The organism is Sulfurovum sp., assembly GCA_020525365.1.
Classification (GTDB): Bacteria; Campylobacterota; Campylobacteria; order Campylobacterales; family Sulfurovaceae; genus Sulfurovum.
In genome coordinates, this window is the sequence record JAIZOF010000001.1 from 871143 (window position 1) to 893488 (window position 22346).

Sequence of the window (22346 nt, forward strand, 5' to 3'; positions counted from 1 at the left end):
CAGGTGAGATACTACTGCAAAGCGGTAGAGAAGATTACAGAGAAACATACAGAGGGGATGATTGTCTATCTATTGGAAGATCAAGTTGATTTAATTAACTTAAACTAAACTGAATTTAAAATTATTTTAAGTATAACTGGATACAATCCGTCCACAAAAGTATTTGCCTAGGTAGATACGTATTTAAAATAAGGAAAATCATCATGAAAATGACAAAAGTCGTAAAGCCTCATGAAGTACAGAGAGACTGGGTTCTCATAGATGCTGAAGGGAAAACATTTGGTCGTATTTTGACTGAAGTTGCTTCTATTCTTAGAGGAAAACATAAGCCATCATTTACACCAAATGTTGACTGTGGTGACTACGTAGTAATTATTAATGCACAAAAAGCAAAATTTACTGGTATGAAAGTAGATGAGAAGGAGTACTTTACGCACTCCGGATATTTTGGCTCTACTAAGAGTAAAAAGCTTGGTGATATGCTTGAAAACCATACTGAAAAACTCTACAAGTTAGCGGTTAGAGGTATGCTTCCAAAGACAAAACTTGGTAAGCAGATGCTTAAGAAACTTAAAGTGTATGCTGGAAGTGAGCATCCACACACAGCACAGATTAAAAAAGGGGCTAAATAATGGCAACTATCTACGCAACAGGTAAAAGAAAATCAGCAATTGCAAAAGTATGGATTACTCCGGGTAAAGGTGAGATGCTTATTAATGGCAAGACACTTGACCAGTGGCTTGGTGGACATGAAACACTTAAAATGAAAGTAAGACTACCACTTGAGGCAACTAAGCAGCTTGACTCCATGAGTATCAGGGCAACAACACTTGGTGGTGGGTATGCTGCACAAGCAGATGCAGTGAAGCATGGCATCTCTAAAGCATTGATTGCCTATGAGCCTTCTTTTAGAGCTATTCTTAAGCCTATGGGTCTTCTGACCCGTGACTCAAGAGTTGTTGAGCGTAAAAAACCAGGTAAGAAAAAAGCAAGAAGATCTCCACAGTTCTCCAAAAGATAATCGGTACTTTTCGACTCTCTTTTATTTCGAAGCCATTTGGCTTTGGAACCCCCTCTATTGTGATAAAATTTAATATTTAGACTCAACTTAGTTATATAATGATTTAATTTCCGTTAAACCTCCTTTTTTATAATCCTTAGCAGAAAAATGTATAAAAGGAGTAACGATGTTAAATAAAAAACTCTCACTATTTGTACTTTCAGCGGCAACAGCGGCATCGATGCAAGCACAGAGTCTATTGAGTGGTTCACTCAATGACTCATTTTTCCAAGATCCTTTTGGTGATGATATGTTCAAAGAGATAGCCCAGATACAACAACAGGTGGATAAAATGTTTAGCCACATGCAGCAACGGATTGACCCATATGCCAGTAGCATGGCAAACCCATCCATGGGCATGTATCAACTCTCTGCACAGAATCATTTTGTAGATAAGGGTGATCACTACGAGATGGTGACCAATATCCCAAAGAGTAAAGAAAATTATATTGATATCCGTACACAAAATGGGATGATGACTATCAGTGCAAAGATTGTGCATGAGGAGAAACAACAGGCTAATGGCATAGCAAGAACCTCCAAATCCATTCAGTCCTTCCAGCAGAATATTCCACTTGCTTCTGATGCAGACGAAGGAAAGATTGAAAGCAAATTTAGCAATGGAAGACTTGTTATTATTGTTCCTAAAAAGCAGGATACAAAAGCAATTACACCAACACCTTTGAGAAAATTGGCAACGACAGCCACACCAAAAAAAGCAGTTGAGACAGGGAAAACTCTTTCTCCCCAGAAAGCAGAGCAGAAAAAATAGGAGAAAACACTGTCAAATACCAATGGGGCTTTAAAGAAAAATAGCCAATAGCTACCTAACTTAAACCCTATGTTTTCTCCTGAGCTTAGAGTATCTCTACAATCACCTTGGTTACGGCAAAGCCACCAACAACAAGCCATACAAACATACCAAGTGCAGTGTAGAGAGGAGCCAGCCCTAGTCCTTTAAACTTTGAGAAGATGGTTCCCATACCCAAAGCAGTCATTGCCATTGTGAGCAGAAAAGTATCAATTGTATTGATAAGACCAACAAGATCTCTAGGCAAGAGATGTAATGAGTTAAATCCAGCAACCATAATGAAGTAGACAGCAAACCATGGAATTACCAGTTTTGTCTTACCGCCATGATTCCCCCCCGATCTTTTGGCATTCCATGCAAGGTAGAGCCCAAGGATAATTAACATGGGTGCAATCATAATCACGCGAGTCATTTTGACAATGACAGCAGCATCGGCCATCTCTTTTGGTGAACCCAGAACAGAAGCAGGAACAGCAACAACTTGTGCCACCTCATGAATGGTGCCGCCTGTATAGATGCCAAACTCTCTTGCTGTCATATGTAAAAAGCCAGTTGCGTGTTCAATAATCCCGCTATAGAGTAGAGGGTAGAGGAACATAGAAATAGTACCAAACAGTACAACCATGGAGACGGCAATAGCTGTTTTATGCTCTTCGGCTTTGAGTACTGGTTCGGTGGCTAAAACGGCAGCAGCACCACAGACAGCAGCACCAGATGCAGTTAGAATAGAAGTGTCTTTCTCCATACCGAATACCTTATAGCCCAACCATGAACCAAATATAAGGGTTGAAGTAAGCATGATAAGTGAGACAAGAAAGCCATCCATGCCTACAGCAATAATCTCTTGAAACGTTAAGCGGAATCCGTAAAATACGATAGCAAAACGAAGTATTTTTTTACCAGAGAATGTAATACCCATCTGCCATCCTGTGGGGGTATGATGGTGTAGGGTATTGGCATAGAGAATACCCATGACAATACCGATAACCAAAGGAGAAAGCCCCAATGATTTAATTGAACCAAGCCCTGCAATCCAAGTTGCAATAGCAGCAAAAATAGCAACAAAAAAGATACCACTTATGGTACCTTTACGGTTTTGGGATGAAAAAGGCATATATTTTCCTTCATAAGTTAAAGTGATTTCAAAAAAATTGATCAGTTTTTTGAAATTCTACCATATTTCTGATATAATTGTAAAATAAATCAAATTATAAATTATAATAAATTTTTTAGAAATTAAAGTGAGTCTAATTATGAAACTAACGCTAAGACAGATGGAAATATTTCTTAATGTGGTTGCTTCAGGGCACTTAACCAATGTTGCCAGAGAGATGAAGCTTAGCCAGTCGGCCATCTCTATGTCCATTAAAGAGTTAGAGAATATTTTAGGGAGACCAGTATTTGATCGTATTAATAAAAAGTTGGTACTCAATGAAGTAGGGCGTGCATTCCATAAAGAGATAGACCCAATTTTTAAAAAACTCTCCGATATTGAATATGAGTTCCAAAACTCAGAGAATAAGGGGGTGATTCGTGTTGGAGCCAGTACAACCATTGTTGATTACCTGATCCCCCCTATTATCTGTAGTTATATGAGCTCTTATCCTGATGTAAAAATTACACTTAAAGAAGGAAATACCAAGGAGATCACTGAGATGATCAGAAATGGAGAGATTGATATTGGTTTTGTCGAAGGTTTTGTTTCAGGTTCTGATATTATCAAAGAGAAGATTGGTATAGATGAGCTAATTGTAGTTGCTTCTCAAAAGGATTTTTGTAAACCATGCTACATCGATGAATTGGCACAAAGTCGATGGGTACTCCGTGAGGAAGGCTCAGGAACACGTGAAGTTTTTCTTGATTACATTAAAGAGAAGGTAGATAATCTTAATATCTTTTTTGAACTAGGGCATACTGAATCGATTAAAAGTATTTTAATGAACCGTGAGTGTTTAACATGTATTTCAAAAATATCAGTAGAGAGTGAACTGAACGAAGAGAAGCTCTACCATGTCCCAGTTAAAAACTTCAAGTGTAAGCGTGATTTCTTGATGATCTACCATAAGGACAAATATCACAGTACACTTTTTGAGAAGTTCCTCTATTTTTCAAAGACATTGATGATGCAGATGCTAGAGAAAAATTCATTACTTCAGATTAAGAAGAAATAAGCTTTTTTGCTGCTTTGTATTCGAAAGGATGATTAAGGTTTAAAAACAGTTTTTCATCCTCAAAATCTACATATTTTGTATTGATCTCCTCTAGAAAACGTGTTAGTCTATGTTTTCTTTGCGTAAGTGCCTCTTGAGCCAAGGGTAGCATGCTGCGCACATAAAGTCCACATAAGGGTTGGATTTTGTTATTGGTTCGAGCGATTATTGCATCCTCTTTCTGCCTTGTAGTAATAATATTTTGTATGACTGTATTGTCAACAAAAGGGGTGTCGACTGAAAGAATAAAAATTGCTTCCTCATCTAGCACTTCAAATGCAGAGACAAGGGCAGTAAGCGGGGAGTATACCTTATAGCGATCCATAATCAAGGGTGCATCAAACCCAAATTTATCTGTTTTGGTAGAGAGATAGACTGAATTAAAAAATACATTGAGTCTATGATATTGATAGGCTGCTAAACTTTCGTATGCTCCAAATGGTAGCAATGCTTTATCTTTGCCCATACGAGAACTTTTGCCTCCAGCAAAAATAACAGCAGGGATGATGTGTTTCATGTAAGTACTGCTCTCTTGCGTCTTTGATGTATCAAAAGTATCATAAATGCCATAAAAGTAATCCCAGATTCAACAAGAAAAAGGTACTTGCCATATACTTGTCCAGAGAGCACGGCACCCACTGATCCGCCCAGCCCGAAAGCGATACCTAGGAAGAATTGTTGTGCTAGTTTTTTTTGGCTGTAAAGTGAAAAAACATAGGTAATTGCTACAGTATGGTAAAGTGCAAAACTGACCGCATGTAATGATTGTGAGGCAAAAGTGAGCATGATAGAACCAGGAAAAAGGTAGAGCATAAGCCAGCGTCCTACTGTTATGAGTGTGGCAAATTGTAAAATGTTTAGTAGATTGCGTTGCAACAATGGTCCTTGAAAGTAGAGCATAATAATTTCGCAGATTACTCCAAAGCTCCACATCCAGCTAGTCATCTCCAAAGAGATACCGTGAGAGGTTTCGTAAATGGTAAAAAAGTTATAAAATCCGCCAAAGCCTACCTGCATCAAAAAGATTGAAATCCAAAAAGCCCAATATTTAGAAAGAGAGAAGTAAGCATCCTCTGCTGTAGAGGTATATGTTGTTTTGTCATATTTAATTAGAAGTATACCAAAGAGCATACTTAAAAAAGCCATAGCTGAAAGATAATAGAGTGTCTCAAAAGGAGTTTCAAGTACCTTTCCTAGCCAGAGTGCAATACCCATAAACCCCAAAGAACCCCAAAGTCGAACCTTTCCATAATGGCTTTTTGAGAGAATGGCTAATGCAATGGTTTCGACATAGGGTAAAGAGATTCCCATTGCGCCACCAAAGATAAGACTGGCACCAAGGTAGAGCCAGAAGGTATTAATTGTGATCCAAAAGAGTAGAGTGGCAAGAAAACTAATAAGTAGTGCACCACGGTAGACCTTTGAGGTAAGTGTAATAAAGTATTTAAAAATAAATGGTAACAAAAAGCGCATAAAGGGTGCAGCAGCATAGATGATACCAACCTCTGCTTCGCTATAGCCCAAATCGATAAGGACTTTTGGCATAAAGACAATATAGACACCCACCATTGCAAAGTAAAAGAGATAAAAAGCACTTAGAAACAGTGCAAGCGGGGTTAGTAATGGCTTCATGATTTTTTGATGACAGCTGTATTGCTTAGAAGATCATGCAAGTTCTTTTTATCTTTCCTGAAGAACATTAGTATCCATCCAAAAAGTATTGCCATGGAGAGAATGGCAGTAAGATTTCTAAAAAGGGCTATAAAAAAAGAAGGATATTTTCTCGTACTCTCATCAATTACTTCAATATCGTAAGCACGATAACCTGGAGTCTGTCCACTTTTGTACATAAAGATAGTTTGTATAATGACCAGTGGAATCAAAATATAGAGCCAGCCTACTGCCTTATGTGCCCCAAACTCTTCTCGTCCTCCCATAACCAAATAAAAAACTATATACATAATGGGCATAAGTAGCATAAAACTATCAGTAAGGAATGCCTTGAGCTTCTCTCTAGATGTAGCATAATTTTGGTTGTGATGACATGGAGGCACTTGCGTTTGTTTTGTATTTTGTGCCCCTCCATGTTTAATGTCTCTGAAGCGTTGTTTTGCCATTACTGCAACCCTTGTGTCATGGTAAAGATTGGAAGTAGCATTGCAGAGACAATGATGCCGACAATTGCACCAATAAAGAGCATCATAAAAGGCTCAAGCATACTAAGCAGAATCTTAAGTCGCTCTTCATTCTCTTCAGCATAAAGCTTAGAGAGATTTTCTAGTATTTCTTCTACTTCACTTGACTCTTCTCCTAATGCTAATGACTGCATGAAGTTACGCTTGAGCTTAATTCCTTTGCTTAGTTGCAATGCATTGGAAAGTTTGTTTCCCTCCATCACTTTTTCTGAAGCCATTCCAAATAAATCTTTGAGTCGATAGTTTCCAAATGAGGCAATTGCAAGACTAACAGCCTGTGCATAAGCCACACCGCTACTTAGAAGCAGGGAGAGAATATAAGAGAATCGTCCCAATTCATGATTTTGGATAAGGGAACCCATCATTGGTACTTTGAATAACCATCCATCAATAAGTCTATGAAAATAGTCCAATTTAGCATATGCCATCTTGAAGAGTGTTATAAGAAGAATAATCCCAACAAGCAGATGCACCCAGTAGGCAGTTAGAAAATCACTAAGATTTAATATAAACTGTGTGATAGGGGGTAGTTCTCGATTGGTATCTTCAAAAATTCCAGTGATTTGAGGTACAACAAAGACAATAAGAAAAGAGGTCATTGCGATAGCAATAGTAAAGATGACAGTAGGATACACCATGGCACCTTTGACCTGCTTTCGTACCTTATCTTGTGCAGAAAAAAAGTCCCCCATTTGTATGAGAACTTCAGCCATTTTTCCGCTTTGCCCTGCAATATTAAGACTCTGTATATAAAACTCTGGCAGTGTATATATCTTCTGTGCATTGAGTGCATGATAGAGAGATTTTCCTTCATCAATCATGGTTTTTAAAGAGTTAAGGAAGGAGACATACCGTTTTTCTCCCTCATGTTGGTTTTCCAATAGTCTTATGGCAGTGAGAATCATCATCCCTGAACCAAGATAGGAAGAGAGTTCTTTAGAAAAAGAGGCAAGTAGACTTCCTGGCATTTGCTTGATACCAAAATTCTCTAAAGAGAACTCTTGCACAGGCTTCAACGATTCATATAGAATACCAAGAGAACGTAATTTTTGTTTGGCATCTTCTATGGAGGTTGCTGAGACTGTACCTTTTGTACGTTTACCTATTTTGTCAAAACCTTTATATTTGTATAGCATCTCTGCACCATCCTTTTTTTGAGTAACAAATTATAACTTTTTAGCTTTTAGTGTTCACTAAAGATTGCCAACCCCATAACAAATTCTATTGTATTAGAGAAACATTCAAGTGCTATCAAATAGTAATAAGAGATTCCCCTAAAAATGCATGTTGAACCTAAAAAAGTAAGAGGAGTAATTTCCTTTGAGCTTAATCTCTTCTGCTGCGGCAGACAAGTTCTGTGTCTCTTCTTCTTCTTTTGAAAGCAGGTTAATTGGTTCTGGAATATAGATATTTCGCTCAAGCTTTTTGAGAATATCTCTACTTTGAAAATGACGTGGTTTTAAGGATTTTGGTAACAGATCATAAGCACTTTTTTTACTTTTATGATAGCGAAATATATTTTTTGAGAGAAATAGTGAATCTTCAAGCGTATGCTTATTGTGCTGCGATACATAAATAATTTGCTCTCTACTTTGAGAGTGAAGTTTCAAAACGTAAACAATTGCTCCTGAGAGTATCATGACAGAGATAAGTATTTCAACGAGTGTAAATGCTGAACGAAGTGTTTTCAATAAAAATCCCCCCGTCTGCTAAGATCATGAGCATGGGCAAGCCAAAGTGATTTTGCTTGCTGTAGTGATGTAACCTCTGTGGGTTCACCAAAATAGGCAGGAAGAAAGTAGATACCTTTTTTTGTATGTACAATAAGTTGCGACGTGCTTCCATTGCGGTAAATATTAAACTTAAAGCATATCTTTTTATCTTGGTAGCGCCCATAATCCATCTTTTGTAGATTATTATTGTTGTTCAGTGTATATACCTTTGCATCTGCAAGGTTTACCTTCCCATTGTAGGGTTTAAATGGAGTAGAGATATCTTCTCTAAAGTAGCATGAATGACAGTTGTTAATACAAATCAAGGTACCTTTTCTGGCAAATAATGGATTTTGGGTAAGTATTTTTTTTAGTGTAAGAGGAGTGAGTATCTCTGAAATCTTTTCTCTTTTTTCCATACCCCCAAAGCCGAGAAAATAGATAAGAGAGATGATGAAGATAACGATTAGAAGCTCCATCAAGGAGAAGCCTTTTCTTCCTTTTTTAGTCACAAGAAAGGACATATCAGATTACTTGTTACACTGAGAAAAGAGAATATCTTTGTTGTTTTCTTCCCCCCCCTCTTTTCTGTCTGCTGCAAAGGAGATGAGTTCGACATCATCTCCTTTGTTGATGTAGACAAATGGGCTTCTCCATGAATCTTTTGGTAGTTTTTTTAGGTAGGGTTTGACACGATAGTTAGGGTATTTTTCTGGGTCAGGATTACTCAGTAGTGCCTCAAATCCTTCTTCTGTATCAGGGTAGACCCCATTATCAAGTTTAAACATATCTAAACGTTTCTTGAGATCATTCATTTTTAGGCAAACTGTATCTCTTTTTGCCTGATCTGCTGAGTCCATAAGACCAGGGGCAACAACAGCAATTAGTCCACCAAGAATAACAATAACAATAAGAAGTTCAATCAGCGAGAAACCATTTCTAAGTGTATCATCCTGTGCAGTAAAATTTCTATTCATAACAATCCTTTGGGTTTACTTTGGTATAATATTTGCCATATTTTAACGACTTTATATTAACAGAGCTTTGAGAATGGATAAATCTTTTATTGTTGCTACTACCCTTCATGTAAGAAGAAGAGCATTTGCACTATTTCTTACATTGTCTATTTTGGCAGTTATTATTGCATTGACTGGGGTACTTGTGGGCTATCTTGATACAGCACGAAAAGATGCCTCTTCAACCAAAGCTCTCATACAAGCTAATCTCTATTTTGCTAACATTAAAAAGACATTTTCCCGCCTTAAAAAGCGAGAAATCCTCTATAATACACTTTATCTTGGTCCAATACCACTTCAGTCTGAAGATGGACGTTTCTCACTTCTATTTTCTTGCCATCCTATGGATAATGGAATCAATATTAATTGGTTAGGGATGGAAAGCAAATCATTAATGCAAAAACAGTATAATGCGGCGCAACAAGTTCTTGAGGTACTAGCTTTGGAGTATGAACTTTCAAATCCTGAAAGACTAGAAGAGATGATTGATGAATCGGTACATCCAAAGGAGACTTTTTCATATCAGACACAAAGCAGGATGGAACAAAAAAATGGTATCGTATCGTATCAACAGTTTGAAGCAATTTTGAATCGCTATCAGTTTGAAACAGATGATCCCAATGTAGGAAAAGTGCCATGGAAGAAATATTTTGTATTTCATCCTACTTCGAAAGCTCCTGAAGAGAATAGAATAGCAGGAGACTATCTTTCTGCAAAACTACTCTCAATACTTTTCAATATTGACAGCGCAATACTCTCGGAGGATTGGGTTAAAACTGAAGGAGCTTTTAGAATACTGCTGGGACGATATGGTATTACTTACGATAAAATACTTTTTGCGGATACGTTCATAGACCGCTCTTTTTGTAAAGTAAGCTATACGTACCAGAAAGAGAACTATGTATTTTCATTTGTTGACATTCAAGGAGAGGTGAAAGATTTTGTATTTTATGGGAAACAATAAGAGTTTGGTATTGGCACATTACCATATGGAGGAGATATCCCCTGAGGATATGGTAGATATAATGCTAACACCTCAGTTCTATACTATAAAAAAAGAGACATTACCTTTCCGTTTTACTTATCAGGCAAAAAAAGTTGCTCCATCACTTTTTGATGGATTGCTCAAGGAGAATGGGGAGTATGACTATTTTGTCTACAAGGAAGAGGATTTATGGGTTTTTATTGCATATGATACTAAGGAGATTATGGATTTTCTTGCCTCAAAAGGGATTACCTCAGAGAAGATTGGAAAACTTTTTTTTACTCAGCAAGCAGTAGAGTATCTCTCTTTACCAGTACCCCTTGATGAAAAAAAAGCATTGAGTGTTATTGATCAGGTTGTTGTTGTTGTGCCACTTCAGGTTCTTTCCGAAACAAGATTTGTTACCTTTGGAGAACGTTTTAGACCACAAAGAGGGGTTTTGATAGAGACTGGTGATGCTTCATCATTGACACATAAGCAGACGGCAGCATTAGCAACCATTTTATTTCTTTTTGGAATTATATGGCTGATTGAAGGACAGCGTTATGGAGGAAAAGATATCCATTTACAGACAAAACTTGACACACTTCGTCGTAAATATCCAGCACTTCAGAATGCCTATGCGAGAGAAAGTATTATCACAAGATACCGTACAATTGATAAACAGGAGAGAAAAAAACGTCAGATTGTAAGTAAAGTGACTGGTCTAACCTTTAGAGGAGTTATATTGACCCATTTTGAGATCAATAGTAAAACTTTTAAGGCAACTTTTAAGGTTAAAGATAAAAAGGTTATCAAAAAACTAGAAACACGTATTTCACGTGCTGGATTTATAAAAAGAAAAAGTACTGGTAGCAAGATTAGTATTGGGGGAAATATATAATGTGGAAACGTTACCAGAATGAACTTATTGTATCTGTAGCATTTGTTTTTGCCCTGAGTATGTTCATCTATAAACTTTCTCATCATGCAATAAAGGCAGAAGCAAGTCAAAAGGTAGCAAAAGAGTTTATATCACTTCAAGAGACAGTTAGTTTGAAGAAGATATGGGTAGATAAGCGTATTGATAATAGGCTTAAACGTATTCAAGGAATGCTACCTCGCAATAAAGTATTGTGGTCACAAAAAGGAAAGCGATTGACAGCAACCTTTAATACCCTGACTGGAAAAGAAGTTAATCGTGTGATGACAAAACTCTTAAATATTGCTGTTCAACTTGAATCACTTAATATTACAAAGAATGGAGAATACTACAAAATGGAGATACGGTGCAAATGGTAAAACGGTTTTTTGTAGGTCTATTATTTGTATGGGGAGTGTTGCTCCTTTTTATGCCAAAAGAGGAGATGTACTTCAGGCTTGAGCAAGAACTTGCGAAAGAGGGTATTGAGATTAATGAAGCATCCACTGAAGAGAGTATATTTCATTTTAATTTACATGATGTCTCTATATATACTAAGGGAATAAAGGTTGCGCACATTGATGAAGTAGAGTTTTTGACTCTTTTGGCATATACCCGTATAACAGTGCATGGACTTGATGTAGATGAAGGGCTTAAATCAATGTTACCTGAACGTATTGAAAATTTATTTTTAACATACTCTATGATAGCTCCTTTAACAGTTTATATTGAATCTAAAGGTAGTTTCGGAATAGCCAAAGGAGTATTGTCACTTAAGGAAAGAGTACTTCATATGGATTTTGAGAAGACTAAACATATGGGAGCAATACAGCGTTATTTGAAGCAAGGCAAGAAAGGATGGTACTATGAAACCACTTTTTAGTTCTTTTTTGATCAAGAAACTTCTTATAATACTTTTTTCTTTGTTGCTGGCTAAATTGCTGTGGTTTGTAATAGGACTTTCTTTTTTCTCTACCCAAGGAGTAGACCATGCAGTACAGAAGCAAATAAAACCACTCTATTATAGGGTCAGATTAACCTCTGATAGCCTTCCTAAGTTTCGACCAAAATTACCAAAAAAATCGATAGGAAGTATCCGTGATATTGTGTTACTGGGGATATACCATGCATCTGACACAACAGTGGTAACTGTTAAATATAGAGGAAAAAGTAAGGTTTTAGGTAGAGGAGAAGCGGTGAATGGATTTGTACTTGATCGTGCAGCTAATACCTACGCCATTTTTACCAAAGGGAGCAAAGAGTACAAGGTAACCCTATTTCATGCAAAAGAATCAGTAGCCAATAGTCGTAGTATATTTGTACATAAGGCATACAAAAAGCAGGCAGAACCTCTTGGAGAGATTACTGATGTAAAAGATGATATGAAAATTATTGACCGTTCCTTACTAGAGCACTATACGCAGAATATGGATGATATTTTTAAGAATATTGGCATTATGGAGATAAGGAAGCATGACGGCACAATAAAGGGCTTTCGTGTTACTTTTGTTAAGAAAGGTACTCCTTTTGCAAAGTTGGGGCTTAAGCGACATGATGTGCTTAAGTCAATCAATGGTAGATCACTTGATAGCTATAAGGCGGCCTTTGATGCTTATAAAGATGCTAAAAATGCCACAGACCTGACATTAACAATACAAAGAGGAAATATAGAGATGGAGTTAGAATATGAAATTAATTAAGAGTTTACTGGTAGTTATGCTGATTGTGACCACAGTATGGTCATCAGAGGAAGATACAGTTGATCTCAATCTTCGAAATATGAGTGTTAGAGACTTTATCGAAATGGTTTCTAAGGTTACCCACAAGAATATCTTGATTGATACGAAGCTTAAGGGAAAAATTAATTTTATCTCCCAAAAGCCAATCAAAAAGTCATCACTAATCCCTTTTGCAAACTCTATTCTTGGCAACATAGGGTTGACACTCATAGATCAGGGTGATTTCTATAAGGTTGTTAAGGGTTCCATAGCAGCGGGTGAAGGACTTGACGTGAGTAGTTCTATTAAGGGGGATACTATGAAAACAGTGATATTTCCCCTAAAGAACTCCAATGCTGCTGTGATACGTGCTAAAATCAAACCATTATTGAATAGGAATGATAAAGTGATCTCTTTTAAGGAAAATAATGTACTTGCTATTACTGCTACACCACGTACACTCAAGTCGCTTTCCAAATTTATCAATGTTCTTGAGAGGCGTGGTGTAAAACATTCGAGAGTAATTCATCTTGAGCATTCTAGTGTCAAGGATCTTTTCTCAAATGCACAGAATATGGCAAAAAGACTTTTTCCTCAAACTATTGAAAGTGAAAAGGTAGATATTTTTAAGGATGCTGCAACAAATTCTATTATTCTTGTGGGAAAAGAGGAGAATATCCAGCGAATGATTGGCTATATTGATCAACTTGATATTGAGGGAGAAGATCAGACTCAGAAGATGTATGTCATTCGTCTAGAGAATTCTAATGTTGAAGAGATGGAAAAAATACTTTCAAAGTTGATTATGCAGATGAACAATATAAGAATTAAGCAAACCAAGAGAGGAGCCAAGATACCGAGTAAGGCAATGGTAGTCTCTGATGTGGAGCGTAATGCACTTATTGTGCTTGCAACAGGAGAGCAGATTAAAAATATTCGCGAGACAGTACGTAAGATTGATATTCCCAAGACACAAGTTTATGTGAAGGCACGTATTGTGGAGATTGATAAAAATCTTGCTGAACAGGTAGGAGCGAAGTACAATATTAATGGGGGTTCTATTACATCAAATGGTCTCTACACATTGACAGGAAATATGGGAGCAGCTTCAGCGCTACAAATATCACCTGCACTATTGGCATTCTTAAATACAAACAGCAAATCAGCCTATACAGATTCAAACGGTAATGTCGTTGAAGAGAGTAATCCTACTTTTAAGTTTAGTGATACCAATGAAGTTTTTGCCCTTGGTGCACAACTTGATTTTCTTCGTAAAAATGGGGCAGCACATATTTTAAGTGAACCCTCTATTCTTTGTACCAATAACAAAGAGGCTGAGATCTATGTAGGGCAGACCCGTTCCATTTTGACACAGGCACGACAATCAACACAAGGAAGTTCTCCAGTAGTTAACAGCTATAATCGAGAAGATATTGGTTTAACCCTCAAGGTTAAGCCAAGACTTTCGAGTAATGATAAGGTTACACTTGAAGTGGAGACCACTATTGAAGATGTTCTTGATACGGAATCACCTAATACTGACCGTCCTACTACTACTAAACGTAATGTTAAGACTACTGCTATTGTTAATAATGGGGAGATGATTATCCTTGGTGGACTTATTAAGAATACTGGAGGAAGGGGTACGGCAAGATTACCAATTCTTGGCGACATTCCTGTGCTAGGAGAAATATTTAATCATACTTCAGATGTTACCCGTGTGACTAATGTGGTAATCTATCTTACACCTTATATTGTTAGGCGAAGTGATGAGCTTAAGGAGCTTAAGCGTCATCTTGATAAACTCGATCAAATCCAAGCAGAGTATAGTAAATTGGTAGGCAAGGCATTAGAAAAAAGAGCAGAAGAAGGATTGGCAGGTGATATAAAGATAGATGTACCTTTGCCACCATCTGCAGCAAGTCGACGTATTAGATATAAGCCACAAGCAGTATCTCATAAAAACTCTTCTACATCTAATAAAGTATTGGAGGCATTTTAGCCATGTTGTTTACACGACTGCAAGATGTCAACCTTGAGCCACTTTTTGAAGATGAAATTAATCACAAGGTTGCACTCAGGTATTTTTTACTTTTTTCAGAAATAGAGGGTGAAAAGAGTGCAGTTATCAGGGAAGAAAATATAAGTGATGCACTAAATCATCTAGCAAGGCTAGAGATAGATTATCCTGTAGTTATGGTTGACGCAGAGAGTTTTGAACGTTTAAACAATAAGTTTCTTGAGATACAGACTGGGTCAGACTTCGAAGAGATGTCTACAGCAACAGAGGAGCTTATCGAGGTTGAGACGGATCTGTTAGAGTTTATTCGAAATTCACAAGATCTTCTTTCCAATGAAGAGTCTGCTCCCATTATTAAGCTAGTGAACTCACTATTTTTTCAGGCAATTAAAAAAGGAGCGAGTGATATTCATATTGAGAGTGGGGAGTATAAGGGTGAGGTACGTCTACGTATTGACGGTGCTCTAACAAAACATCTTGATCTTGATAAAATGATTATTGGACTCGTCATCAATCGTATCAAGGTTATTTCAAACTTAGATATTTCAGAAAAGCGCATTCCGCAAGATGGACGTACACAGATCACTATTTCAGGAAAAACACTTGATGTGAGGGTTTCTGTTCTTCCTACCTATCATGGTGAACGGGTAGTTATGCGTATTTTGGCACAAAGTGACCATATTCCTACATTAGAATCTTTAGGGTTTCATAAAGATATTACTCAAAGCCTACATCGCTTACTAGCCCACTCCCATGGAATGATATTGGTTACTGGACCTACAGGGTCTGGTAAATCGACTACACTTCATGCATGTTTGCAACATATTGCCACACCAGATAAGAATATTATTACAGTTGAAGACCCAGTAGAGTACAATGCCGAAAATATCTCTCAAATACAAGTTAATGATAAGGCAGGACTTACGTTTTCATCTGGGTTACGTTCTATCCTTAGACAAGATCCAGATATTATTATGGTTGGGGAGATACGAGACTCAGAGACTGCTGATATTGCCTTGCGCTCAGCACTAACGGGGCACCTTCTTCTCTCTACACTACATACCAATGACTCAACTTCATCCTTGAGTCGCTTGATGGATATGGGTATTGAAAATTTTCTTATCTCTTCAACACTACTTGGTGTACTAGCACAGCGCTTGGCACGAAAACTTTGTGTAGAGTGTAAGCGAAAGACACAGTTACCAGCAGTAGTTTTAAAAGAGGTAGACCTGCCAAAGGATGCAACTTACTTTGAAGCAGTAGGTTGTAAAGTGTGTGATTTTACTGGATATAAAGGACGCCAGGCAATTGGAGAAATTTTTATTATTGATGATGAGGTGAAGACTATGATGAAAGATGGCTTCAATGATCATCAGGTACGAGAAGAAATGAAGAAAAAAGGAATGATTACAATAGCCAACAAACTTAAGCAGATGGTACTTTTTGGTGAAACAAGTTATGAAGAGGCAATTCGTGTTGGATTAATGGATAACTAATGAACAGACGTGAAGGTTTCACACTGATAGAGGTGCTTATCTCTATTGCTCTAATGGGACTCATTCTCCCTGCACTCTATAAAACAGTCGATCTACTCCAAGACTCCAATACACAGATTTATAATTATTTAAATACAGAAAAAAAAGAGACAGTATCCATGCAAACTTTTTTTCTTGATATTGCTAGTTCAGATGGTAATTTGACTCTTGTGAATGGTGAGTACGATAGGCTCTGTATGGAAAAAACAAAGAATTCTCTCTATGGTCTTTCTGAGGTTAAAGTTTGTTGGATCGTTTTAAAGCATAAGCATACACTTGTGCGAGCAGAAGGTACAATATTTCATCTACCAATCAAAGATGATGAGCGAGTTGAAGTTGATGAAATTATGCAGTCTGTGACACTTTTTGATGTAAACTGGGCAGAAGACAAGGTACTTGTGGTTTTGCAGCAAAAAAGACAGAAGCCAATAGTATTTATGGTTCGCGGAATAACAAAACCTAAAATACATAAAAAAAAGGCTTTAAAAAAGAAAAAAAGAGTAAAAAACCCTAGTGGTGGCTCCCGTATTCTTCCTGAATAATCAGTTACTCTTTAAAAGAGTGTAGGTTATCCTAAGAAAAATCTAACTACTACTTCCTGGTTTAATTGCAACACTTCCCTCTTTACACATAGGACATATTTTTGGGCTATACATTTCAAAGGTAAAGTCTTCAAGTGAGAAAAGTGGTACATCTTTAGGAAGTTTGCATTCTGGTTTTGGCTTATTTGTTCCTCCAATGCGTCTACAAAAGCCACGATTTGCAAGAGATGCGAACGCAACCACTTTCCCCCCAAGTGCCTCAACTGTTTGTGCTGCTTTTAGAGCAGAACCACCTGTTGTAATAATATCTTCACAAATGATAATTTTTTCGCCATGGCTTATTGTAAATCCTCTACGAAGTTCCATGTTTCCATCTCTCTTTTCAACAAAAATAGAGCGCACATCAAGGGAGCGAGCAAGCTCATAACCTGCTAATACACCACCAAGTGCCGGAGCACAGACAGTATCCACTGCCACTTTTGAATCATGGATCATTTTGGCAAGTACATCTGTTAGTTCAGCTACTTTTTTTGGATACTCTAACACTTTAGCACTTTGTAGATAGCGTGAAGAGTGGTTACCACTTGCAAGAAGAAAATGTCCTTCTAAAAGTGCATCTGTGTCTTTGTAAATCTGTTCTATATTCACCTTAAACCTTTAGAATATCTACTTCTTTTGTTTTGAATAGTTCATCAATTTTTCCAATATATTCATCGGTAACCTTCTGTATTTTTTCTTGTGCATTTTTGGATTCATCTTCACTAATCTCTTTCTCTTTTTCAAATTTTTTAATTTTATTGTTGGCATCTTTTCGGATATTTCTGATAGCTACTTTAGCATCTTCAGTCATTATTTTAGCTTGTTTAACAATCTCCTGTCTCTGTTCACTTGTCATCGGTGGGAAGAAAAGCTTAATAAAGTCACCATCGTTATTTGGATTGACACCAATATTTGCTTCTTGAATTGCTTTTTCAATATCGCCAAGAAGCTGTTTTTCCCACGGTGTAATACTAATTGTTGTTGCATCCATAGCAATAACACTTCCAATCTGATTGAGCGGAGTAGGGGTGCCATAATAGTCCACTTTGATATTATCAACAATGCTAGTTGTAACCTTTCCTGTACGTAGAGATACAAAGTTTCGCTTCAATGCCTCAATACTTTTATTCATGTGTTCTGTGATGTGTTCATAAATCTCTTCTATCATAAGTCCTCTCCTAGGGTGATAAGTTTGAGTGAATTTTACCCTTTTTTAGCTTTTTGTGTACTTCGAGAAACAGAAGAGAAAAGGGAGGAGGTGAAGCATAATTATATAAAAATTTAAAAGCTTCTTTAACGGTTTTATTTGGTAGCTGCTGGTACAACAGGAGCAGATGGGGCGTCTGGTGCCTTAGGGGAAAGTGCAGGGGGTACAATTTGGTTGTTTTTAGGAATAATTTTATCTGCTACTGAGCTTTGACTCTCTTTGGTATAAGAGTAGCCAAGTGAAAGTGTATTAACAATGAATGCCAATGCAAGTATAAATGTTGTTTTGGCAAGAAAACCCATGGGACCCTTTGCACCAAAAACAGACTCATTGCTTCCACTGTATGCACCAAGACCAATACTTGAACTTTTTTGAAGTAGTACAGAAATAGTAATAGCAATAGCCAGTATTATTTGAATAATTAGTAATGTTGATGTCATGATTTCCTCTTTAGGTGCTACTGTAATAGAAGCAATAATTTGGGCGATTATATCTAAAGATTATTAAAAGAGTGATAAAGCCCTGCATATAGGGCTTTAGTGGAGGGATTTAGTCGTCACTTCCAAAGATTCCAAGTAACTGAAGCATCGCAGTAAACATATTCAGAAAATCAATATAGAGTGATACGGCTGCGTCAACCGGAGAGTCATAGGCTCCATTTGCGATATTCTGTGTATCATAGATGGTAAATAGACTAAAAAGAAGTAGTATTCCCGCAGTGATGATGATGTGCATTAGAGGGCTTTGAAGCAGAAAGTAGTTTACCAATGAAGCAATGATGACTACAATCATTGTAATAAAAAGTGGTTTCCCCCAGCTAGAGTAATCACTTTTAGAGTTGATTGCAAAGAGGCTCAGTGCTCCAAAAAGTACAGAGGTCATCAAGAATGCATTTCCAATAACACTACCCATTCCAGCACCAATAAAAGATGCCAAAAGTGGTACAAGTGAAACACCAGTAAGAAATGTAAAAATGAAAAGCATTGCAAGATTAAGCCCAGGTTTCCCTTTGGTCAAGCTAAGCCCAAAAAAGAGTACAAGCAATTCTGCTCCAAAGATGAGCCATTTGTATTGCATGATTTCCATCACATACGGCATAGTTACATAAGCGCCTGCTGCTGCAGCAATCATACTAGCAGCCAATAGTTGATATGTCTTTTTTATAAAGTCAACCGAAGCAATTTCTTGTGTATAGCCTGCCTGTTGAGCAGAGGCATAGTCTCTATCATATAAAGCCATTAATAATCCTTTTAATATGGGTTTTTCTATACTATTGGAAGTATAATCGAGTGAGATTAATCTAAGGTTAATTCATTACTTAAACTCAGATGGCGCCTCTTTTTGACGTCTCTTTTGCAGTACAATATATTCAGCACGCGCTTTTTCAGCTTCAAGCTTATTTTCCCTAATAACAGTTTTTGCTATGATGCTTTGTTCAGATTGAGAGACAGGGGTATCAACGCAACCATTTAAAAATAAGAGAAAAATAAAAAAAGATATTCGCTTCATTGTATCTTGTCTCCAAGTTTGTATAAAATTGCATCAAATAAAACAGTAGAATTATATCGTATGGTTCTATCTATATAACTAATATAAGGTATTAGGTCAGGTGTTGTTTGGTTAATTAGGATTGACCAAAAAGTATGCCCCTACAGCAAATACTAAGGCTATTACTCCACGTTTTATGATGACACCAATATTGTTTCCTATCTGACAGGAAGAGCATTGTTTGTACTGTTTTGCTTCATACTGAGCGTAGAAGAAAAACCCAATCATAAGTAGGATTATGGCTGGAAAGGTAATCTTGTCAAAAATGTAGATATTTTCTATGGTACTTTGATTCAAATTAAAAATTGGGGTTAGTAGCGAAAGACCCATAAAGAAGAGTAGTTTATCTGCAAAGCTAACAAAGTAATCTTTTTTGGAGAATGTAGGACAAACCTCATTGGTCTTGGGTGTAGATTCTTTATTTTCAATTGTATCAAGAATATGTTGTCGTTGATCTGTATCTATACGGTCTAGCATGGTGCCACCTAGGGAGAAGTCCATCATTTGTTGAAACATAGTGGCAAAGTGCCTGTCGCTATCTACATTCATGTAGCAGGTCTTTCCATTTCGATCTTCATAAATAATTTTCATCTTTTCATAGCGTGGGACAATGGCTGTGATATTAGGGTAGTAGCTACTTTGCTCCTCTGCTTCAAAAAGTTTCTCTTTGGAAAGAATACTTGGGTTGGCAAACTCAATATACTCCCCCTCTTTTTTAACAATGAACATATTAAATGGGTGAGAGACCTGTATGGCGCTTAGTGCATCAAGTCCATAATGCTCCATAGTCTCTTTCATATCATTAAAGAGCCTACCGACACTTTCATCGAAGCCACGTACATCACCACAAGCAAGAATGCGGTTATCAGGATAGACAATTACTTCTTTTATCATTGGGTTTATCCTTTGTTGGGGTAAATGGTCAACCTTTTCCAAAGTATTTTAAGCTAAAAATTTTAGAAAGGGCTGATAGTAAAAAGAGGGTGTGGGCAAACGTGCCCACAAGAAAAGTTAGTGGCTTTTTTGAACCACAAGAATCATCTTCACATTGATGATAATAAATCGGATACCCTGCCAAATAAGGCATGTTCTCATAAATTTAACAAATGGTGTTGGCACCATCGCTCCAAAGCTTGCCTCGTAAGGCTTGATATTTTCTTTAATTGAATGGTCTACGCTACCCATGGTAATTCTCCTTTTTCTTTTTTTATTCAGGGATCAAAGTCCAGCCTGGCTTAAGTTTTGCTTTATAGATGAACATGTGGTGGAGGATATGTTTAATCCAGTGCCCTGCAAGTCCAATCTCACCAAATGTATAATCAAGATCACGTCCAATGCCTGGATACTTCTCAAAGTCTGGCACAATAGGGTAAACAGTCAATGCTGCAGCGGTACCGTTAGTTAAGCCCTTACCTGCAGAAGCAACACATGCTGCACCCATTTCTCCCATAGAAGCTTCATGTAGATGTGCACCAGAACCATTTTTAATAAGGTCACAGATAGAGTGTGCGACTGCTTTACCGATGATACCTGAAGGCATACCCGTTCTTGGTGGTGTTGGGTTAATTGGTGTACCATTTGGTGAGCTCATTGGCTTAGAGATGAGGTGTGGTGGTGCAAACGCAATACCACAAGCAAAGATATTACTATACTCAGGGTTCTGATAGGTTTTTGGCCAATCGCTTGCTTTCCACTCTTCGTATGGTTTTGGCGTATAGTCTGCATCAACCTTAAGGAATCCATTTGGTGCGAAAATTTTATCTGTCATATCTTCGTCATCTTTATTATATGCTTTGAGTCCAACACCGGCAAACGGAGGAATAAGCATTGCAAAGTCAAAGGTTTCTTCACCGGTTGTTCCATCAAGTAATTCATACTCAATCTTACCTTTCTTAACCTTACTGACATGTGCACCAATCATCCACTTGACACCACGCTCAACAAAGAGAGACTCTGCAAAAAGCTTGGAGCTTGCTGCGTACATACCACGTTTGATGTGTAGTCCACCGATTCCAAAGTCACCAAGAAAGGATTCGTTAGATATCCATTGAATTTCAAGATTATCTCTAACACCCGCTCTTCTTGCTTCATGTTCGATATTAAAGATGTACTCGAATGCTGCACCCTGACAAGTACACATACCATGACCTGTACCTATGAGTACTTTTTGTTTCTCTGTTTTTGCCTTATTGAAAATTTTCTGTAGTTCAAGGTTTGCGTGAAGTGCATGGTCTGCAGTACATACAGAAACCGTATGATTCCCAATACCACCTTTGCCATCACCTAGTCCTGGTGTTGCATCAAAGTTTAGTTTTGGACCAGTTGCATTGATAAGATAATCATAAGTAACTTCCTCGGTTTGTCCTTCTTTACCTTGACCTGTGTATTCAATAGTGATATAAGGTGTATTACTATCTGTTTTTCCTTCAGGATGAATAGAGACTGCTTTTGCCTGTCTATAATCAATACCCGCTTTTTTATATACTGGTGCAAGAGGGAATGTAACATCCTCTTTATTCATCTGGCCGACCCCTACCCAAATATTAGATGGGATCCAGTTCCACTGTGAGTTTGGTGTAACGACTACTACTTCATGTTCATTACCCAGCCATTTTTTTGCAAATGTTGCGGCAGTGTGTCCAGAGACACCACCACCCATTACTACTAATCGTGCCATAGCCTTCCTTTTTGTTGAAATTTTTACAAGTTCATTTTAGAGTAACCTTTTTTAAAAACAAATTAAATTCTATTTTTTTTTCTTTAATTATTCTTTTTTGTTATAAAAACCCCATTTAAAAAGAAACTCTCAAGTATTTATGTTCAAATAATTTGATGAAATAGAGTAAT

28 protein-coding genes are annotated in these 22346 nt (G+C 37.3%); 12 read left to right on the forward strand and 16 right to left on the reverse strand.

Annotation, left to right across the window (positions count from 1 at the left end):
* The first annotated feature begins 203 nt into the window (after positions 1-203).
* From rplM to LGB01_04390, 3 genes are all read left to right on the forward strand, one after another.
* The gene (gene rplM / locus LGB01_04380; protein ID MCB4753434.1) at positions 204-632 is read left to right on the forward strand and encodes a 50S ribosomal protein L13; all 429 of its coding nucleotides are present in this window, start codon (positions 204-206) and stop codon (positions 630-632) included.
* A complete protein-coding gene (rpsI, locus tag LGB01_04385) occupies positions 632-1021 on the forward strand; it encodes a 30S ribosomal protein S9 (protein ID MCB4753435.1) in 390 nt (129 codons plus the stop codon). The genes rplM and rpsI overlap by 1 nt, the downstream gene beginning before the upstream one ends.
* Positions 1022-1187: 166 nt before the next feature.
* A complete protein-coding gene (locus tag LGB01_04390; protein ID MCB4753436.1) occupies positions 1188-1832 on the forward strand; it encodes an Hsp20/alpha crystallin family protein in 645 nt (214 codons plus the stop codon).
* 85 nt (positions 1833-1917) lie between these two features.
* On the opposite strand, the gene LGB01_04395 is transcribed toward LGB01_04390, so the two are convergent.
* On the reverse strand, positions 1918-2985 hold the full coding sequence (locus LGB01_04395) for a YeiH family protein (protein ID MCB4753437.1): 1068 nt from the start codon (positions 2983-2985) through the stop codon (positions 1918-1920).
* A 139-nt stretch (positions 2986-3124) separates the two neighbouring features.
* Here LGB01_04395 and LGB01_04400 point away from each other — a divergent pair, with 139 nt between their 5' ends.
* Positions 3125-4042, forward strand: a complete 918-nt coding sequence (locus tag LGB01_04400; protein ID MCB4753438.1) for a LysR family transcriptional regulator — start codon at positions 3125-3127, stop codon at positions 4040-4042.
* Here LGB01_04400 and mobA read toward each other — a convergent pair.
* The 7 genes from mobA to gspG all read right to left on the reverse strand — a co-directional run bounded on the left by mobA (position 4029) and on the right by gspG (position 8965).
* On the reverse strand, positions 4029-4598 hold the full coding sequence (gene mobA / locus LGB01_04405) for a molybdenum cofactor guanylyltransferase MobA (GenBank protein ID MCB4753439.1): 570 nt from the start codon (positions 4596-4598) through the stop codon (positions 4029-4031). The two genes, LGB01_04400 and mobA, sit on opposite strands and share 14 nt — an antisense overlap.
* On the reverse strand, positions 4595-5713 hold the full coding sequence (locus LGB01_04410; GenBank protein ID MCB4753440.1) for an MFS transporter: 1119 nt from the start codon (positions 5711-5713) through the stop codon (positions 4595-4597). The genes mobA and LGB01_04410 overlap by 4 nt, the downstream gene beginning before the upstream one ends.
* Complete coding sequence (locus LGB01_04415; GenBank protein MCB4753441.1) at positions 5710-6198, reverse strand: RDD family protein; 489 nt, start codon at positions 6196-6198, stop codon at positions 5710-5712. The genes LGB01_04410 and LGB01_04415 overlap by 4 nt, the downstream gene beginning before the upstream one ends.
* Positions 6198-7412 (reverse strand): type II secretion system F family protein, encoded by a 1215-nt coding sequence (locus LGB01_04420; protein ID MCB4753442.1) that lies wholly within the window; start codon positions 7410-7412, stop codon positions 6198-6200. Before LGB01_04420 ends, LGB01_04415 begins: the two co-directional genes overlap by 1 nt.
* A 138-nt stretch (positions 7413-7550) precedes the next feature.
* The gene (locus LGB01_04425; GenBank protein MCB4753443.1) at positions 7551-7967 is read right to left on the reverse strand and encodes a prepilin-type N-terminal cleavage/methylation domain-containing protein; all 417 of its coding nucleotides are present in this window, start codon (positions 7965-7967) and stop codon (positions 7551-7553) included.
* Positions 7964-8512, reverse strand: a complete 549-nt coding sequence (locus LGB01_04430; protein ID MCB4753444.1) for a prepilin-type N-terminal cleavage/methylation domain-containing protein — start codon at positions 8510-8512, stop codon at positions 7964-7966. Before LGB01_04430 ends, LGB01_04425 begins: the two co-directional genes overlap by 4 nt.
* 6 nt (positions 8513-8518) lie before the next feature.
* Positions 8519-8965: a type II secretion system major pseudopilin GspG gene (gene gspG / locus LGB01_04435; protein ID MCB4753445.1), complete on the reverse strand. Its 447-nt coding sequence runs from the start codon at positions 8963-8965 to the stop codon at positions 8519-8521.
* Positions 8966-9038: 73 nt separating this feature from the next.
* Here gspG and LGB01_04440 point away from each other — a divergent pair, with 73 nt between their 5' ends.
* Genes LGB01_04440 through LGB01_04475 form a run of 8 tightly spaced genes read left to right on the forward strand, consistent with a single transcriptional unit; the run spans position 9039 to position 16705 of the window.
* On the forward strand, positions 9039-9968 hold the full coding sequence (locus LGB01_04440) for a hypothetical protein (protein MCB4753446.1): 930 nt from the start codon (positions 9039-9041) through the stop codon (positions 9966-9968).
* Positions 9955-10872 carry a hypothetical protein gene (locus LGB01_04445; protein MCB4753447.1) on the forward strand — a complete coding sequence of 306 codons (918 nt, stop codon included), beginning with the start codon at positions 9955-9957 and terminating at the stop codon, positions 10870-10872. Before LGB01_04440 ends, LGB01_04445 begins: the two co-directional genes overlap by 14 nt.
* Positions 10872-11270: a hypothetical protein gene (locus tag LGB01_04450; protein ID MCB4753448.1), complete on the forward strand. Its 399-nt coding sequence runs from the start codon at positions 10872-10874 to the stop codon at positions 11268-11270. The genes LGB01_04445 and LGB01_04450 overlap by 1 nt, the downstream gene beginning before the upstream one ends.
* Positions 11258-11773, forward strand: a complete 516-nt coding sequence (locus LGB01_04455) for a hypothetical protein (protein MCB4753449.1) — start codon at positions 11258-11260, stop codon at positions 11771-11773. The genes LGB01_04450 and LGB01_04455 overlap by 13 nt, the downstream gene beginning before the upstream one ends.
* Positions 11757-12590 (forward strand): PDZ domain-containing protein, encoded by an 834-nt coding sequence (locus tag LGB01_04460; GenBank protein MCB4753450.1) that lies wholly within the window; start codon positions 11757-11759, stop codon positions 12588-12590. Before LGB01_04455 ends, LGB01_04460 begins: the two co-directional genes overlap by 17 nt.
* Positions 12577-14610, forward strand: coding sequence for a type II secretion system secretin GspD (gene gspD / locus LGB01_04465; protein MCB4753451.1), 2034 nt, complete (start codon positions 12577-12579; stop codon positions 14608-14610). The genes LGB01_04460 and gspD overlap by 14 nt, the downstream gene beginning before the upstream one ends.
* 2 nt (positions 14611-14612) lie before the next feature.
* Entirely contained in the window at positions 14613-16124 is a 1512-nt protein-coding gene (locus LGB01_04470) for a GspE/PulE family protein (GenBank protein MCB4753452.1), read from the forward strand.
* Positions 16124-16705, forward strand: a complete 582-nt coding sequence (locus LGB01_04475) for a prepilin-type N-terminal cleavage/methylation domain-containing protein (GenBank protein MCB4753453.1) — start codon at positions 16124-16126, stop codon at positions 16703-16705. Before LGB01_04470 ends, LGB01_04475 begins: the two co-directional genes overlap by 1 nt.
* A gap of 42 nt (positions 16706-16747) precedes the next feature.
* Here LGB01_04475 and pyrE read toward each other — a convergent pair whose 3' ends face one another.
* The 8 genes from pyrE to LGB01_04515 all read right to left on the reverse strand — a co-directional run bounded on the left by pyrE (position 16748) and on the right by LGB01_04515 (position 22176).
* Positions 16748-17353 (reverse strand): orotate phosphoribosyltransferase, encoded by a 606-nt coding sequence (gene pyrE, locus LGB01_04480; protein ID MCB4753454.1) that lies wholly within the window; start codon positions 17351-17353, stop codon positions 16748-16750.
* A gap of 1 nt (position 17354) precedes the next feature.
* Positions 17355-17912 (reverse strand): ribosome recycling factor, encoded by a 558-nt coding sequence (frr, locus tag LGB01_04485; protein ID MCB4753455.1) that lies wholly within the window; start codon positions 17910-17912, stop codon positions 17355-17357.
* Between the two features lie 134 nt (positions 17913-18046).
* The gene (secG, locus tag LGB01_04490; GenBank protein ID MCB4753456.1) at positions 18047-18391 is read right to left on the reverse strand and encodes a preprotein translocase subunit SecG; all 345 of its coding nucleotides are present in this window, start codon (positions 18389-18391) and stop codon (positions 18047-18049) included.
* Positions 18392-18500: 109 nt separating this feature from the next.
* A complete protein-coding gene (locus LGB01_04495) occupies positions 18501-19190 on the reverse strand; it encodes a Bax inhibitor-1/YccA family protein (GenBank protein MCB4753457.1) in 690 nt (229 codons plus the stop codon).
* Between the two features lie 75 nt (positions 19191-19265).
* Positions 19266-19460 carry a hypothetical protein gene (locus tag LGB01_04500; protein ID MCB4753458.1) on the reverse strand — a complete coding sequence of 65 codons (195 nt, stop codon included), beginning with the start codon at positions 19458-19460 and terminating at the stop codon, positions 19266-19268.
* A 111-nt stretch (positions 19461-19571) separates the two neighbouring features.
* On the reverse strand, positions 19572-20393 hold the full coding sequence (locus tag LGB01_04505; protein ID MCB4753459.1) for a peptide deformylase: 822 nt from the start codon (positions 20391-20393) through the stop codon (positions 19572-19574).
* Between the two features lie 117 nt (positions 20394-20510).
* A complete protein-coding gene (locus LGB01_04510; GenBank protein ID MCB4753460.1) occupies positions 20511-20684 on the reverse strand; it encodes a hypothetical protein in 174 nt (57 codons plus the stop codon).
* 22 nt (positions 20685-20706) lie between these two features.
* Positions 20707-22176 carry an FAD-dependent oxidoreductase gene (locus LGB01_04515; GenBank protein MCB4753461.1) on the reverse strand — a complete coding sequence of 490 codons (1470 nt, stop codon included), beginning with the start codon at positions 22174-22176 and terminating at the stop codon, positions 20707-20709.
* Positions 22177-22346: the final 170 nt, after the last annotated feature.